A 13,965-nucleotide genomic window follows, 5' to 3' on the forward strand; every position below is an offset into this window, starting at 1 on the left:
TCTACTCCGGTCAAGGCAGTCGCCCCACTCATTCGCTACCCACAACGCGCCCGGTCGCGCGCCGGGCACTGTGCGCGGTGCAGATTCAGCGCGGTGTTGATGATGCCTATCTGGCTGAAGGCCTGGGGGAAGTTGCCGAGCATGCGCTGGCCGGCCGGGTCGTACTGTTCGGCCAGCAGGCCAAGGTCGTTGCACAGGCCGGCCAGGTGTTGGTACAGCGCTTCGGCTTTGGCCTGGCGCCCCAGCAATACATAAACGTCCGCCAGCCAGAACGAACACACCAGGAAGGTGCCCTCTCCCGGCGTCAGGCCGTCGCTGCAGCTGTCACTGTCATAGCGCAGCAGCAGGCCGTTCTTCATCAGACGTTGTTCGATCTGTTCGAGGGTGCGCACGAAGCGTGGGTCATCCGCCGGCAGGAAGCCGGTCAGGGCGATCTGCAACAGGCTGGCGTCCATTTCGGTCGAACCATAGGCCTGGACGAAGAACCGGCCGCTGGCGTCCAGGCCGCGCTCGCACACTTCGCGGTGAATCTCGTCAGCCACCTGGCGATAATGCTGCCCGCGCTCGCGGCCTTCTTCTGTGGTGTCGGCCAGCCCTGCGGCGCGGTCGAAGGCGACCCAGGCCATCACTTTGGAGTGCACGAACTGCTGTCGGCCGCCGCGCATTTCCCAGATGCCTTCGTCCGGCTCGCGCCAGATACGTTCGACATAAGGCAGTATCAAGCGCGAAATGGCGGCGCTGCGCGGGTGGCGGGGCAACCCGCCCTTGATCGCCTGGGTCATCGCATCGGCCAGTTCGCCATAGATGTCCAGCTGCGTCTGCGCCGAGGCGGCGTTGCCCACCCGCACCGGCTGTGAATGCTCATAACCGACCAGCCACGGCAAGGTGTACTCCTGCAGGTCGCGCTCGCCGGCCAGGCCATACATGATCTGCATCTGCTCGGGGTTGCCGGCCACCGAGCGCAGCAGCCACTCGCGCCAAGCCTGGGCTTCGTCGAAATAGCCAAGGTTCATGAAGGCCAGCAGGGTCATGGTCGCGTCGCGCAGCCAACAGAAGCGGTAGTCCCAGTTGCGCTCGCCACCCACACGCTCGGGCAGCGACGTGGTGACGGCTGCGACAATACCGCCGGTGGGGGCGTAGGTCATGGCCTTGAGGGTGAGCAGCGAACGGCGCACCAGGGCGGTATATGGCCCTACCTGCGGGCAGCGGTCGGCGAAGGCCTGCCATTGCTCGCAGGTGTTCGCCAAGGCTTGGTCGATGTCGCAGTCGGGCTGCACCGGCAAGTGCGAGGGCTGGTGGCGCAGGCTGAAGACCTGGCGCTGGCCCGTGCTGACGCGAAAGCGGCAGCCGGTATGGTGGTCGCGGGCTTGCGGGGGCACGGTGCTGCACAGGATCAGCCGGTCAGGGCCGGCGACTGCGCTGAGGGTCAGTGGGTCGAGCCGTTCCACCCAGGGCACGCTGCGGCCGTAGTCGAAGCGCATGACCAGGTCCATTTCGAAACTGGTTTCGCCAGACAAGCCTTCGACGATGCGCACCACCGAATTGACCTCGCCCAAAGGCATGAAGTCGAGCACCCGGGCACGACCGCTTGCGGTCACCCAGGTGGTTTCCAGCACCAGGGTGTCGCCCAGGTACTGGCGGCTGCTGTGCGCTACCGGGTCGCAAGGGGCCAGGCGCCAGCGGCCGTTTTCTTCATTGCCCAACAGGGCCGCGAACACGGCGGGGGCGTCGAAACGTGGCAGGCACAGCCAGTCCAGCGAGCCATCGCGGCTGACCAGCGCCGCACTACGGCAGTTGCCCAGCAGGGCGTAGTCTTCGATATGGGCAGGCATTGGGTCTCCTTTGTGTGGTTGCCTGTGCTGGCCTCTTCGCAGGTGCCTGAGGGAAATGGAATTCCCTGTAGGAGCGGGCTTGCCCGCGAAACGGCCGGCACAGGCTTGCAAACCTCTCACCCCAACCGGTGCCACTCGCGCTTGTCGCGGGCCAGCAATTCATTGCCGGCCTCCGGCCCGTCCTCGCCAGCCGAGTACTCATGCACTTCGCCGCCCTGGGCCCAGGCATCGAGAAACGGCTGCACCGCCCGCCAGCCGTTCTCGATGTTGTCTGCCCGCTGGAACAGGGTCTGGTCACCGGTCAGGCAGTCATAGATCAGCGTCTCGTAGCCAGTGGCCGGGGTCATCTTGAAGAAGTCCTTGTAGGCAAAACCCAACTCGACATTCTCCATCACCAGTTCCGGCCCGGGCCGTTTGGCTTGCAGGTCGAACCACATGCCTTCATTGGGCTGGATCTGGATTTTCAGGTAGTTGGGCTTGGGCCGCTCCAGCTCCGACTCGCGAAACTGCGCATACGGCGCGGGCTTGAAGCAGATGGCAATCTCGGTGTCACGCACACTCATGCGCTTGCCGGTGCGCAGGTAGAACGGCACGCCGGCCCAGCGCCAGTTGTCGATCATCACCTTCAGCGCCACGTAGGTCTCGGTCTGGCTATCCGGCGCGACGTTGGCCTCCTGGCGGTAGCCTGGCAACGGCTTGCGCCCCTGCTTGCCGGCACTGTACTGGCCTCGCACGGAGTTTTTCAGGGCCATTTTTGCCGACCATGGGCGGATAGCGCCGACCACCTTGGCCTTTTCACCGCGCACCGCATCGGCGCCGAACGCGGCCGGCGGCTCCATGGCCACCATCGCCAGCAGCTGGAACAGGTGGTTGGGCACCATGTCGCGCAGGGCGCCGGTGCTGTCATAGAAGGCACCACGGGTCTCGACACCGACGGTTTCCGCTGCGGTGATCTGCACGTGATCGATGTAGTGATTGTTCCAGAACGATTCGAACAGGCCGTTGGAAAAGCGGCTGACCAGAATATTCTGCACCGTCTCTTTGCCCAGGTAATGGTCGATGCGGTAGATCTGCCGCTCGCCCATCACCTTCAGCAGGCAGGCGTTGAGCGCCTCGGCGCTGGCCAGGTCAGTGCCGAACGGTTTTTCAACCACCACCCGGCGAAAACCGCCGGCAGACTCGTCCAGCAGGCCGGCCTGCCCCAGGCGCTGCGCCACCTCGGGGAAGAAGCGCGGCGACGTGGCCAGATAGAAAATGGCATTGCCGTGGCTGGTCTTGTCGATGCGCCTGGCCAGGGCCTGGTAGGTGGCCGGATCGAGAAAGTCGCCCGTCTGATAATCCAGGCGCTTGGCCAGGCGGGCCCATAGCTTCTCGTCCAGGCACTTGGCGCTGCCCTCGCTTCCTTTGTCGCGCTCGACCATGAACGCGTGCAGGCGCGCGGCGAATTCTTCGGCGCTGGCCGGGTTATGGTCAACACCGACGATGCGCAGGTTACGGTCCAGCAAACCGTCACGGCTGAGGTTGTACAGCGCGGGCATCAGCAGGCGCTTGACCAGGTCGCCATTGGCGCCGAACAGGAACAGCGTACAAGGGGGGGCGGACGCGGTGGTCTGTGTAGTCATTCGCCTTTCTTCTCGATGTGGCCACCGAAGCCCAGGCGCATGGCCGAGAGGATCTTGTCACCGTAGGTGCCCTGTTGCTGGCGCGAACGGAAGCGCGCGAACAGTGCGCTGGACAACACCGGCACCGGCACCGCCTGCTCGACGGCGGCGTCGATGGTCCAGCGGCCTTCGCCACTGTCGGACACCGAGCCACTGAATTGCGACAGCTGCGGGTCGGCCACCAGCGCATCGGCAGTGAGGTCGAGCAGCCACGAGGTCACCACGCTGCCGCGACGCCACACCTCGGCAATTTCGGCCACGTTCAGGTCGAAGCGCTGGTCTTCCGGCAGCTCGTTGCCACCTTTGCTGCGCAGCAGGTCGAAGCCTTCGGCATAGGCCTGCATCAGGCCGTACTCGATGCCGTTATGCACCATTTTCACGTAGTGCCCGGCGCCGGGTGGGCCAGCGTGGATGTAGCCGTGTTCGGCACGCTGGTGCTCGCCGCTGCGGCCATGGGTACGCGGGATATCGCCCACGCCCGGCGCCAGCGCCTTGAACAGCGGCTCCAGGCGCTCGAACACGTCCTTTTCGCCGCCGATCATCATGCAGTAGCCGCGGTCGAGGCCCCATACACCGCCGGAAGTTCCGACGTCCAGATAATGCAGGCCGCGCTTGGCCAGCTCTGCAGCGCGGCGCATGTCGTCCTTGTAGAAGGTGTTGCCGCCGTCGATGATCGCATCGCCCGGCTCCAGCAATTCGGCCAGTTGGGCGATGGTCTGCTCGGTGGGGTCGCCAGCCGGCAGCATCACCCATACCGCGCGCGGTGCTTTCAGCTTTTGCACCAGTGCACCGAGGTCGTGCGCGCCCTGGGCGCCCTCGCCCTCCAGGCCGGTGATGGCTTCACGGTTGCGGTCGTGCACCACGGTGCGATGGCCGGCGCGCATCAGGCGCCTTGCGATATTGCCGCCCATACGGCCCAGCCCGACGATTCCCAGTTGCATGAGCCAATACTCCCTTTCGAAATGGATGACGACGTAGTCCAGCTTTTCAGATTAGTCCAGCATGCCGCCCGAGGGTTCAGCGACGAACGGCAAGACCACGATATACAAAAAAGTTCCCAAGGCCTGCGAAAGAATTCAAAATGCGCCCCGCGTGAAGCGTCTACGCTTTGACTTGTCACCAGCCAAAACCGCGAGGTGTGCTCATGGGTACATTGATGCCAGCAACTCCACCCCAGACCCTCTATGTCTCCGTGCGCCGTGATGAGTTGCGTAAACTGAAGGACGAACGTGACCAGCTCCGCGAGCAGGTCGCCCAGTTGAACCTGCTGCTGGCGCAACAGCGCGCTGGCGATAAAGCTGTCAGCCTCTGATCGATCCCCTTGCCGCCTGTGGGAGCTGCATGGCTCCCACCCGTCTGCTCCTCAATCCAGTCGCCCTCTTGGAACCCTGCCGGGCAACCGGAGCAGGCTAGTGCCCAGAAAGCGCCTGTATTGAAAGCAGCATTTTCCGCCCATCCAACCGCTTCGCAGCATAAAGCTGCCCTCACCCTTACGCCCCAAAAAGGTGCGTTGTACGTAGCGAGCCACAATTTGGCGCAGCTCGAAAGCCCTTTGCCCCACGCTCGCCCACCCCTTTTCCCACCCCGCCACAAACGCCAACGTTTGCGTCTATTCCGCACATAACAATAGTGACCAGTGGGTCACCTTTTTATCACTTTCTCTCCTACACTCGGTTTTCGGCCCGCCATTTGCTCAACGGAAGAGTGACCCCAAAAAAGTCGAACTTTCAGGAAACCCGGCAGGTCATGAATATAAGTAGGCCAGGCGCATTGGGCTATTCCCGATCCCCGGCCCACACCCCCCAACCAGTCCAAGCGCCTTCGGCCGGAATGCTGATCGCGTAGTGCCTGCGCGCACGACCCTGGGGCATGGAACGCACTAAGCAGATTCAAACTAGAGAGAACCAGCACGAAACATCGCCACGGGTGCCAGCACCCGACCAAGCATAGGGACGGAGAGAAGTATGATCAGTGCCGCTGTCGAGCCTCACGTAGACGCTTTCAAACCGGATAACCGCGAGCCGCTCACCCCGGATTTCGCCACGACAGGCAAGGCACCGGGCGCCCAGCGCCAGCACAACCCGAACATGCGCAAGATTCTGTTCGTGACTTCGGAAATCGCCGACCTGGTGAAAACCGGCGGCCTGGGTGACGTGTCCGCTGCCCTGCCCCGTGCCCTGGCGCACCTGCACGATGTGCGGGTACTTATCCCCGGCTACCGCCAGGTAATGGAAAGCGACAACCCGATACATATCGTGGGTGAGCTGGGCGGCCATGCGGCCCTGCCGCCATGCAAGATCGGCCGCATGGACATGGCCGATGGCCTGGTCATCTATGTGTTGATCTGCCCCGAACTGTACCAGCGCGACGGCACACCCTATGGTGCCAACAATGGCCGCGACTGGCCCGACAACCACATCCGCTTTGCCCGCCTGGGCCTGGCTGCCGCCGAAATCGCTGCCGGCGAAGGCAAGATCCACTGGACGCCGGAAGTGGTGCACGCACATGACTGGCCCGCCGGCCTTGCCCCCGCCTACATGCACTGGCGCGGCCTGAATACGCCCACGCTGTTCACCATCCACAACCTGGCTTACCAAGGTGTGTACAGCCGCGGTTGCAGCCCGGAGCTGGCGATACCCGAACATGCCATGCAGCAGGAAGGCATGGAGTTCTACGGCAAGCTGTCGTTCCTCAAGGCCGGCCTGGCCTACTCCAGCCACATCACCACAGTCAGCGCCACCTATGCCCGGGAAATCACCACCCCGGAATTCGGCTGCGGCCTGGACGGGTTCCTCGCCAGCAAGGCCCAGCAAGGCCTGCTTGGTGGCATCCCCAACGGCATCGACGAAAGCTGGGACTCGGCCACCGACAAGCACCTGCAGCACAACTTCAGCATCAACGACTGGGAGGGCAAAGCGCGTAACGCCCAGGAGGTGCGCGAACTGTTCGGCCTGGAAGATTCCGAAGGCCCGCTATTCGCCGTTGTGTCGCGGCTGGTCTATCAAAAGGGCCTGGACCTGACCTTGGGCGTGGCCGACTACATCGTCGAGCAAGGCGGGCAGATCGCGATCATCGGCCGCGGCGAACCGGAAGAGGAACAGGCCATGCGCGAGCTGGCACTGCGTCACCCGGGCCGCATCGGTGTGCGTATCGGCTTCAATGAAACCGATGCCCGGCGCATGTTCGCCGGCAGCGATTTCCTGCTGATGCCATCGCGCTATGAGCCGTGCGGCCTCAGCCAGATGTACGCGCAGCGCTTCGGCTCGCTGCCGGTGGCACGCAATACCGGTGGCCTGGCCGACACCATCGAGTGCGGCGTGACAGGCTTCCTGTTCAACGAATCTACCGTCGAGAGCTACCGCGAGGCACTCAGCCGCGCCTTCTATGTATACGGCAAGAAGGACCTGCTGAACGCCATGCGCTGCCTGTCGATGACCCAACCGTTCAACTGGTGCCAGGCGGTTGAACCCTACGCCCGCCTGTACGAGGACCTGGTCAAGCAGGCACAGCTGAGCCACTACTGAGCGGGGGTCGGAAGATGCACAGACATGGCGCACACTTGCTGGACGCCACGTCGGCGCGCTTCGCCCTCTGGGCGCCGGATGCGCGCAGCGTGAGCGTGGAACTGGAGCGGCAGCCGGCCATCGAACTGCTGCCGGATGACGAGGGCTGGTACAGCGGCGTGGCGCCATGCCAGGCCGGTGACCGTTACCACTACCGTATCGACGGTGAGCTGCAGGTGGCCGACCCGGCCTCGCGCTACCAACCCGACGGCGTACACGGGCCGAGCCAGGTCGTGGATGTGGCCGGTTACGCCTGGCAACACCCGTGGCAAGGCCGGCCTTGGCATGAGGCCGTGATCCAGGAGGTACATGTCGGCCTGCTCGAGGGTTACGCCGGGGTTGCCAGGCAATTGCCGCGCCTGGCCGAACTGGGCATCAGCGCGGTCGAATTGATGCCGCTGGGGCAGTTCCCTGGCGAACGCAACTGGGGCTACGACGGTGTGCTGCCATACGCCCCACAGAATACCTACGGCAGCCCCGAGCAGCTGTGCGCACTGGTCGACCAGGCCCACGGCTACAGGCTGATGGTGCTGGTCGATGTGGTGTACAACCACTTCGGCCCCGACGGCAATTACCTGCACCAGTACGCCAGCCCGTTCTTCCGTGAAGACCGGCAGACCCCCTGGGGCGCGGCCATCGACTTTCGCCGCCCGCAGGTGCGCGAGTACTTTATCCAGAACGCCCTGATGTGGCTGTGCGACTACCGCTGCGACGGCCTGCGCCTGGATGCCGTGCATGCCATCGACCAGCCCGATTTTCTGATCGAGCTGGCCCAACGGGTGCGCGCCGCCATAGAACCAGGCCGGCACGTGTGGTTGGTGCTGGAGAACGAGCACAACCAGGCGGAGCTGCTGGAACAGGGTTACGACGCCCAGTGGAACGATGACGGCCACAATGCCCTGCATGTGCTGCTGACCGGTGAAACCGAAGGCTACTATGCCGACTACCAGCATCGCCCCATCGACCAACTGGCACGGTGCCTTGGCGAAGGTTTCGTGTTCCAGGGCCAGGCCAACCGGCATGGCAAACCACGCGGTGAACCCAGCGGGCATTTACCGCCCAGCGCCTTCGTGTTGTTCCTGCAGAACCACGACCAGATCGGCAACCGTGCGCTGGGTGAGCGCCTGACCCGCCTGTGCCCCGCGCCAGCCTTGCGTGCAGCCACCGGCCTGTTGCTGCTGGCACCGATGATCCCGCTGCTGTTCATGGGCGACGAAGCCGGCAGTTGCCAGCCGTTCCTGTTTTTTACCGACTTCCATGACGCGCTGGCCGACGCGGTACGCGAAGGCCGTCGTGGCGAATTCGCCCACTTCAGCGCGTTCGCCGACCCCAAGCAGCGTGAGCACATTCCCGACCCCAACGCCGAACAGACGTTCGCCTCTTCACGCCCGCAGAACAAGGCGGTGATCGCCGGCTGGCATGGCCTTTACCAGCAACTGCTCGACCTGCGCCGCCGCCATGTCATCCCGCACTTGCCCGGCAGCCGTGCCCTCGGCGCCGAGGTGCACGCTGACAAAGCGCTGACCGCGCGCTGGCGGCTAGGCAATGGCAACACGCTGCGCATCGACCTGAACCTGGCCGACACCCCGCAGGCGGTCGAACTGCCCGCGCCATCCACACGGCTGTTCGACAGCAGCGACACCCGCCACCCGGATACCCACCTGGCTGCGTACAGCTGCGTGGTCAGCCTGCTTCCCCCTGCCCAGGAGCGCCCATGAGCGAAACTGCCCTGCATCGTCTGGCAACCAGCGTCGGGCTGAACCGCGACTGGATTGACGCCAATGCCAGGCCCCAGCGTGTCAGCGACGAAGTGCTGCGCAACATCCTCGAAGGCCTTGGCCATCCGGCCGGCGATGACGCGGCCGTTGCCGCCAGCCTGCGTGCGGTGGAAACCGCCGAAGACAGCGAACACCTGCCGCCCTTGCTGACCGCCGACCTAGGCCAGCCGCTAGCGCTGGCGCGCTACTTCAGTGCCGCCAGCGTGGCCCACTGCACCCTGGAAGATCACACCTCGGTCACCCTCAGCCTCGATGACCAGGCGCGCCTGCCCGGCGAGCTGCCTATCGGCTATCACCAGGTGGAAATCGACAGCCGCCGCTTCACCGTAGCGGTGGCGCCAACACGTTGCCACAGCCTGGAAGACACGGTGCAACAGCCGCCACCACGCTGCTGGGGCCTGGCAGTGCAGCTGTACAGCCTGCGCCGCCCCGGCGACGGTGGCTTCGGCGACTGCCTGGCGCTGGAGCAGTTGGCCCGCTCGGCCGCCGAGCGCGGCGCCGATGCCTTGGCTATCAGCCCGATTCACGCCCTCTCGGCCATGGACCAGGAACACTACAGCCCCTACTCACCTTCCAGTCGCCTGCTGCTCAACACCCTGTACACCAGCCCCGCGGCGCTACTGGGTGAACGGGAGGTGCGTATGGCCATCGAAGCGTGCGGGCTGGAGCAACAACTCGAAGAGCTGGAACAACGCCCTCTGGTCGACTGGCCACGCGCCGCCAGCGCCCGGCTGCGTTTGCTTGAAGCGCTTTACCAGGGTTTCAGCCAAGGCGACCACCCGCTACGCACGGATTTTGACAGCTTCCGCGAAGCCGGCGGCCAGACGCTGGAGCACCACTGCCGCTTCGAGGTGCTGCAGGCCCAGGCGGTGGAGCACGGCCTCGGTGCCGACTGGCGCAACTGGCCCAAAGCCTGGCACGACCCCTACCACCCGGAAGTGGAGGCTTTGGCCAACGCCTACCCGGCCAAGGTCGAGTTCCACGCCTTCTGCCAGTGGTTGACCGAACGTGGCCTGCAACGTGCCCAGGAAGCGGCCCGCAGCAACGGCATGGCCGTGGGTTTGATCGCCGACCTGGCGGTAGGCGCCGACGGTGCCGGCAGCCAGGCGTGGAGCCGCCAGGACGAACTGCTGGCCGGCCTGAGCGTGGGTGCGCCGCCCGACATCCTCAACCACACCGGGCAGGACTGGGGCATTTGCGCCTTCTCGCCCGAGGGCCTCAAGCGCAATGGCTATCGCGCCTTCATCGAGATGCTGCGGGCCAACCTTGCCCACGCTGGCGGCCTGCGCATCGACCATGTGATGGGCCTGCGCCGGCTATGGCTGATCCCGCAGGGGGCCAACCCCAGCGAAGGCGCCTACCTCGACTACCCGCTAGACGACCTGTTGCGCCTGCTGGCGCTGGAGTCGGTGCGTCACCAGGCGATCATCCTCGGCGAAGACCTGGGCACCGTGCCCGACAGCCTGCGCGAAAAGCTGGCCGAGAAGGCAGTGCTGGGCATGCGCGTGCTGCCGTTCGAGCAGACCCAGCCGGGCCAGTTCAAGCCGATTCTCGACTGGCCCGACAATGCCCTAGCCACGACCGGCACCCACGACCTGGCGCCACTGGCCGGCTGGCTGGCAAACCGCGACATCGACTGGAGACACCGTTTGCAACTGATCGACGCCGCTACCGAGTTGCACTGGCGACACGAGCGTCAGAAAGAACGCGACGGCCTGCGCCGCATGCTGGAGGCCAACTACGGCGAACTGAAGGACAACGACGCGCTGATCGATGCGGCCATCCGCTTCGTTGGCCATACCCGTGCACCGCTGGTGCTGGTGCCGTTGGAAGACCTGCTGGGCTGCGACGAGCAACCCAACCTGCCGGGCACCACCAACGGCCATCCCAACTGGCGGCGGCGCTTTGCCCGCCCGGTTCGCGAACTGCTCGACGACGAGGACGCCGCACGGCGCCTGGAGCTGCTGGCCCAGGCCCGCGAACAGGCGTGGGAGCGTGACCGATGAAGCCACTGACCGCGACCCTGCGCCTGCAATTTCACAGCGACTTCACCCTCGATCACGCCGTGCCGCTGGTGCCGTATTTCGCCCAACTGGGCATCAGCCACCTGTATGCCTCGCCCATCCTCAAAGCCCGCGCTGGCTCGCGCCATGGCTACGACGTGGTCGACCCTACCTGCGTCAACCCGGAACTGGGTGGCGAGGCCGCGCTGGAGCGCCTGGTCGCCGCCCTGCGCCAGCATGGCATGGGGCTGATCCTCGACACGGTGTCCAACCACATGGCCGTGGGCGGTGCCGACAACCCCTGGTGGCAAAGCCTGCTGGCCTGGGGGCGGCGCAGCCCGTATGCAGAGTTCTTCGACATCCAGTGGCACTCCAGCGACCCACTGCTGGCCGGGCAACTGCTGTTGCCGTTCCTCGGCAGCGACTACGGCGTGGCGCTCAAAAATGGCGAGATACCGCTGCAGTTCGACAAACAGCAGGGGCTGCTGCAAGTGGCCCATTACGCGCATCGTTTCCCGATCTGCCCGGTCGATTACGGCTGGATTCTCGCGCTCAGCCCAGAGCCTGCGCTCAATTTGCTGGCCGAGCGCTTCACGGCATTGGGCGACTCGTCCACCCCGCTGGCCGATAGCCTGCCGCTCCAAGCCGAACTGGCACGCCTGGTGCGCGAAGGTGCCGACCTCGAATCGGCCCTGGTGGCCTTCGACAGCCGCAGCGAGGCCGGTTTCAGGCGCCTGCACCTGCTGCTGGAGCGCCAGACCTACCGCCTGGCCAGCTGGCGCACCGCTGCCGACGACATCAACTGGCGACGCTTCTTCGACATCAACGAGCTGGGCGGCCTGCGCGTGGAGCGCGCCGTGGTGTTCGAAGCCACCCATGCCAAGCTGTTCGAACTGATCGAACGCGGCTTGGTGGACGGCCTGCGCATCGACCATATCGACGGCCTTGCCGACCCGCGTGGCTACTGCCGCAAACTGCGCCGGCGGGTTGATGGCCTGCTGGCGCGGCGGCCGCTGAATGCAGGGCTGGAGCACTTCCCCCTGTACGTGGAAAAGATCCTGGGTGCCGACGAGCACCTGCACCGCGACTGGCTTACCGACGGCACCACCGGCTACGAGTTCATGAACCAGGTGTCGCTGCTGCAGCATGATCCGGCCGGCCAAGCGCCGCTGAGCGAGCTGTGGAGCAACGTCAGCGAGCGCCCGGACTTCCCCGAAGAAGTGCGCCAGGCCCGCCACCTGGTGCTTAACGCCAGCCTGGCCGGTGACTGCGAATCGGTGGCCCAGGCACTGTTGCAGGTGGCGCGCAACGACCTGATGACCCGTGACCTGACCCTGGGCGCGATTCGCCGGGCCTTGCAGGCATTGGTAGCGCATTACCCGGTGTACCGCACCTACTTCAATGCCTGCGGGCGCCCGGCGCAGGACGAAGGGTTCTTCCAGCAGGCGCTGACCAACGCCCGCCAAGACCTTGCCGAAGCTGACTGGCCGCTACTGGACCAACTTGAGCGGTGGCTGGGCGGGCAAGCCTGGCGGCACCTGCCACCGGGGCGTGCCCGCAAGCAACTGCGCCACGCCTGCGTGCGCTTCCAGCAGTTGACTGCGCCCAGCGCCGCCAAAGCCGTGGAAGACACCGCCTTCTACCGCAGCGCCAGGCTGCTGTCGCGTAACGACGTGGGCTTCGAGGCAGAGCGCTTCAGTGCCCCGCCCATGCATTTCCACAACGAGGCCCAGCGGCGCCTGCGCGATTTCCCCGACAACCTGCTGACCACCGCCACCCACGACCACAAGCGTGGCGAGGACACGCGTGCACGCCTGGCCGTACTCAGCGAGCGCGGCACGTGGCTGGCCAGCCGGGTGGAGCATTGGCGGGAGCTGGCCGCCCCCCTGCGCGCGCAGTTGGACGACGGGCTGGCACCCAGCCCCGGCGACGAGTTGATGCTGCTACAAACCCTGCTCGGCAGTTGGCCCTTGGACCTCGACCTGCACGACGACAATGCCCTGCGTCACTACGCCGAGCGTGTTCGCCAGTGGCAGCAGAAGGCCCTGCGCGAGGCCAAGCTGCGCAGTAGCTGGAGCGCGCCGAACGAGGCCTATGAAGGCGCCTGCGCTCATTACCTCCACGGCCTGCTGCTGGACAGCGAGAACCAGCAACTGCGCAAGTCGCTGGCCGACGCGGCGCAGCTGCTGGCCTGCCCCGGCGCTCTCAACGGCTTGGTCCAGGCCCTGTTGCGCATGACCACACCCGGTGTGCCCGACCTGTACCAGGGTAACGAATACTGGGACTTCAGCCTGGTCGACCCGGACAACCGCCGCGCCGTGGACTACGCTTTGAGGCGTCGCACGCTGGACGACGCCACGCCGGCCGCCGAACTGTTGGCCCACTGGCGCGACGGCCGCGTCAAACAGGCCTTGATCGCGCGGCTGCTGGACTGCCGCCAGGCCCACGCCGAGCTGTTCCGCCGCGGTGCCTACCTGCCACTGACCGCACAGGGCCGCCATGCTGACAAGGTCATTGCCTTTGCTCGCCAAGGGGAAGGCGAGCACGCCATCGTCGTCGCCCCGCGCCTGGCCAGCAGCCTGCTCGGAGGGGCCACTACACCGTTGATTCCAGCGCAGAACTGGGACGACACCCGGCTGGTACTGCCGTTTGCCTTGTCACCTGCCAACTCGACGGGACTTTTCTCCAGTGCGGCGGTCAGCTCTTCAAAGGAGTTGCTGTTGAGCGCCGTGCTGGCGGAGTTTCCGGTCAACGTGTTGATACAACAATCTTGAGCATCAGGAGCGTCATGATGAGTGTCGATGAAAAGCGTATTCGCGAATTTGCCTACCAGATCTGGGAATCCGAAGGTAAGCCTGTAGGGGAGGAAGAACGCCACTGGGAAATGGCCCGCAAGCTGGCCGAGGCCGAAGCGCTGGCGCCCAAGGCAGCCCCGCGCAAGAAAGCAGCAGCCAAGCCAAAGGCGCCTGCAGAACCCAAGGCGGCGGCCCTGCCGGGGGTCAAACCTGCTGCGGCGAAAAAGCCCCGGGCGGCGAAAAAGCCTGCTGCCGGTTAAGCCTATCCTGGCCTCTTCGCGGGTAAACCCGCTCCTACAGGTTCATCACAGGTGCATGTAGGAGCGGGTTTAC

At 65.2% G+C, this 13,965-nt stretch carries 9 protein-coding genes; 6 read left to right on the forward strand and 3 right to left on the reverse strand.

Going from position 1 to position 13,965, the window contains the following annotated elements; genetic code table 11:
- Window positions 1-35: 35 nt before the first annotated feature.
- From ACF8RA_RS02265 to gnd, 3 genes are all read right to left on the reverse strand, one after another.
- Window positions 36-1,832 (reverse strand): glycoside hydrolase family 15 protein, encoded by a 1,797-nt coding sequence (locus ACF8RA_RS02265; RefSeq protein ID WP_392518740.1) that lies wholly within the window; start codon window positions 1,830-1,832, stop codon window positions 36-38.
- A 116-nt stretch (window positions 1,833-1,948) separates the two neighbouring features.
- A complete protein-coding gene (zwf, locus tag ACF8RA_RS02270) occupies window positions 1,949-3,454 on the reverse strand; it encodes a glucose-6-phosphate dehydrogenase (protein ID WP_176682252.1) in 1,506 nt (501 codons plus the stop codon).
- The gene (gene gnd, locus ACF8RA_RS02275; protein ID WP_176682251.1) at window positions 3,451-4,434 is read right to left on the reverse strand and encodes a phosphogluconate dehydrogenase (NAD(+)-dependent, decarboxylating); all 984 of its coding nucleotides are present in this window, start codon (window positions 4,432-4,434) and stop codon (window positions 3,451-3,453) included. Before gnd ends, zwf begins: the two co-directional genes overlap by 4 nt.
- A gap of 203 nt (window positions 4,435-4,637) precedes the next feature.
- On the opposite strand from gnd, the gene ACF8RA_RS02280 reads away from it, so the two are divergent.
- The 6 genes from ACF8RA_RS02280 to ACF8RA_RS02305 all read left to right on the forward strand — a co-directional run bounded on the left by ACF8RA_RS02280 (window position 4,638) and on the right by ACF8RA_RS02305 (window position 13,892).
- Window positions 4,638-4,805: a DUF6026 family protein gene (locus ACF8RA_RS02280; RefSeq protein ID WP_176682250.1), complete on the forward strand. Its 168-nt coding sequence runs from the start codon at window positions 4,638-4,640 to the stop codon at window positions 4,803-4,805.
- 652 nt (window positions 4,806-5,457) lie between these two features.
- On the forward strand, window positions 5,458-7,017 hold the full coding sequence (glgA, locus tag ACF8RA_RS02285) for a glycogen synthase GlgA (RefSeq protein WP_176682249.1): 1,560 nt from the start codon (window positions 5,458-5,460) through the stop codon (window positions 7,015-7,017).
- A gap of 14 nt (window positions 7,018-7,031) precedes the next feature.
- On the forward strand, window positions 7,032-8,774 hold the full coding sequence (treZ, locus tag ACF8RA_RS02290; protein WP_392518741.1) for a malto-oligosyltrehalose trehalohydrolase: 1,743 nt from the start codon (window positions 7,032-7,034) through the stop codon (window positions 8,772-8,774).
- A complete protein-coding gene (gene malQ, locus ACF8RA_RS02295) occupies window positions 8,771-10,840 on the forward strand; it encodes a 4-alpha-glucanotransferase (protein ID WP_392518743.1) in 2,070 nt (689 codons plus the stop codon). Before treZ ends, malQ begins: the two co-directional genes overlap by 4 nt.
- Window positions 10,837-13,611: a malto-oligosyltrehalose synthase gene (locus ACF8RA_RS02300; RefSeq protein ID WP_392518744.1), complete on the forward strand. Its 2,775-nt coding sequence runs from the start codon at window positions 10,837-10,839 to the stop codon at window positions 13,609-13,611. The genes malQ and ACF8RA_RS02300 overlap by 4 nt, the downstream gene beginning before the upstream one ends.
- 14 nt (window positions 13,612-13,625) lie before the next feature.
- Complete coding sequence (locus ACF8RA_RS02305; RefSeq protein ID WP_176682245.1) at window positions 13,626-13,892, forward strand: DUF2934 domain-containing protein; 267 nt, start codon at window positions 13,626-13,628, stop codon at window positions 13,890-13,892.
- The last annotated feature ends 73 nt before the right edge of the window (window positions 13,893-13,965 follow it).

This window comes from Pseudomonas sp. FYR_5 (assembly GCF_043106315.1).
GTDB classification, from domain to species: Bacteria; Pseudomonadota; Gammaproteobacteria; order Pseudomonadales; family Pseudomonadaceae; genus Aquipseudomonas; species Aquipseudomonas putida_Y.

What these genes read in the sequence shown, in the direction of transcription:
- ACF8RA_RS02265 (WP_392518740.1), bottom strand. Translation starts at nt 1,832, where the DNA reads ATGCCTGCCCATATCGAAGACTACGCCCTGCTGGGCAACTGCCGTAGT.
- zwf (WP_176682252.1), bottom strand. Translation starts at nt 3,454, where the DNA reads ATGACTACACAGACCACCGCGTCCGCCCCCCCTTGTACGCTGTTCCTG.
- gnd (WP_176682251.1), bottom strand. Translation starts at nt 4,434, where the DNA reads ATGCAACTGGGAATCGTCGGGCTGGGCCGTATGGGCGGCAATATCGCA.
- ACF8RA_RS02280 (WP_176682250.1), top strand. Translation starts at nt 4,638, where the DNA reads ATGGGTACATTGATGCCAGCAACTCCACCCCAGACCCTCTATGTCTCC.
- glgA (WP_176682249.1), top strand. Translation starts at nt 5,458, where the DNA reads ATGATCAGTGCCGCTGTCGAGCCTCACGTAGACGCTTTCAAACCGGAT.
- treZ (WP_392518741.1), top strand. Translation starts at nt 7,032, where the DNA reads ATGCACAGACATGGCGCACACTTGCTGGACGCCACGTCGGCGCGCTTC.
- malQ (WP_392518743.1), top strand. Translation starts at nt 8,771, where the DNA reads ATGAGCGAAACTGCCCTGCATCGTCTGGCAACCAGCGTCGGGCTGAAC.
- ACF8RA_RS02300 (WP_392518744.1), top strand. Translation starts at nt 10,837, where the DNA reads ATGAAGCCACTGACCGCGACCCTGCGCCTGCAATTTCACAGCGACTTC.
- ACF8RA_RS02305 (WP_176682245.1), top strand. Translation starts at nt 13,626, where the DNA reads ATGATGAGTGTCGATGAAAAGCGTATTCGCGAATTTGCCTACCAGATC.